The sequence below is a fragment of the Streptomyces sp. NPDC127092 genome, assembly GCF_042722475.1.
GTDB lineage: Bacteria > Actinomycetota > Actinomycetes > Streptomycetales > Streptomycetaceae > Streptomyces.
This window is the reverse complement of the sequence record NZ_JBHXFE010000294.1, coordinates 1-1,267: the sequence shown is the minus strand read 5'-3', so window position 1 is coordinate 1,267 and position 1,267 is coordinate 1. Positions and strand designations below refer to the sequence as shown.

Annotated in this window: 2 protein-coding genes; one reads left to right on the top strand and one right to left on the bottom strand. The window is 72.5% G+C overall.

The annotated features are described in order from the left end of the window. Positions 1 to 406 (bottom strand): CvpA family protein (locus ACFWJO_RS39810; protein ID WP_386873193.1); only part of this gene is annotated, 406 nt, incomplete at its 3' end. Positions 407 to 580: 174 nt separating this feature from the next. On the opposite strand from ACFWJO_RS39810, the gene ACFWJO_RS39805 reads away from it, so the two are divergent. Then, positions 581 to 1,258 carry a Crp/Fnr family transcriptional regulator gene (locus tag ACFWJO_RS39805; RefSeq protein ID WP_002854021.1) on the top strand — a complete coding sequence of 226 codons (678 nt, stop codon included), beginning with the start codon at positions 581 to 583 and terminating at the stop codon, positions 1,256 to 1,258. The last annotated feature ends 9 nt before the right edge of the window (positions 1,259 to 1,267 follow it).

The window sequence follows — 1,267 nt, the reverse complement described above, 5'->3', positions numbered from 1 at the left end:
CCTCACGGGTGACCGCGGCGGAGCCGGAGGCCGCGCTGGAGAACGCCACGAGCCCAAGGACGAGGGCGCCCGCGAGACCGGCGGCGAGCGCGCCGAGCAGGCGGTCGACGAGTCGCAGGGCCGGCAGGTTCACGCGCAGCCGGATCGCCTCGCCGATGGCGGCGCCCACGTACTGGCCCGCCGCCACGAGCAGGACGAGGGTGGCGATCAGCGCGGCCCACCGCCACTGCGGCGCGGTGACGAACTCCGCCACCTCCGGCAGGGCGTAGAACGCGATCGCGGCACCGCCGACCAGGCCGACGAGGTTGCCCAGCACCACCCACAGGCCGCGACGGTGGCCCTGGACCAGGAGCATCGCGAGCGCGACGATGAGCAGGACGTCCAGCCACGTCAGACCCAGCGGCATGGGCGACCTCCTTCGGATGCGACGGCACCGGCCACGCACGGGGACCGCCCGCGCGCCCGGTGGAGGATCCAGGGTATCGGCCCGCGCGGGGGTATGGGGCACAATGGACGCCAGTGAACCGGGCGGCTCCTCCGCCGCGGTGTGAGGAACTGGCCACAGAGAGGACACGCACACATGGATCTCGAGGTTCTGCGGAAGGCTCCGCTGTTCACCAACCTGGACGACGAGGTGTTCGCCATCCTCACCTCGGAGCTGACCGAGGTGGAGCTCTCCCGCGGCGCGTCCGCGTTCCACGAGGGCGACCAGGGCGATCAGCTGTACGTGATCATGTCCGGCAAGATAAAGCTCGGCCGCACCGCTTCGGACGGCCGCGAGAACCTCGTGGCCGTGCTCGGCCCCGGCGAGATCTTCGGCGAGATGGCCCTGTTCAACCCCGCCCCGCGCAACGCCACCGCCACCGCGGTCTCCGCCACGCGCCTGGCCGGTCTGCGCCACGAGAACCTGCGCCGCGCCATCGCCTCGTCGCCGGACGTGTCGGTCCAGCTGCTCCAGGCCCTGGCCCAGCGCCTGTCCAAGACCAACGAATCCCTGGCGGACCTGGTGTTCTCGGACGTGCCGGGCCGCGTGGCCAAGGCGCTCCTGGACCTCGCGGACCGCTTCGGCCGCCCGGCCGCGGACGGCCTGCTGGTGGCGCACGACCTCACGCAGGAGGAGCTCGCCCAGCTGGTGGGCGCGTCCCGCGAGACCGTGAACAAGGCCCTGGCCGAGTTCGTTCAGCGCGGCTGGATCCGCCTGGAGAACCGCGCCGTGGTCATCCTGGACCTGCAGCGTCTGCGCCAGCGTTCGCGCTGACGCCCCCCG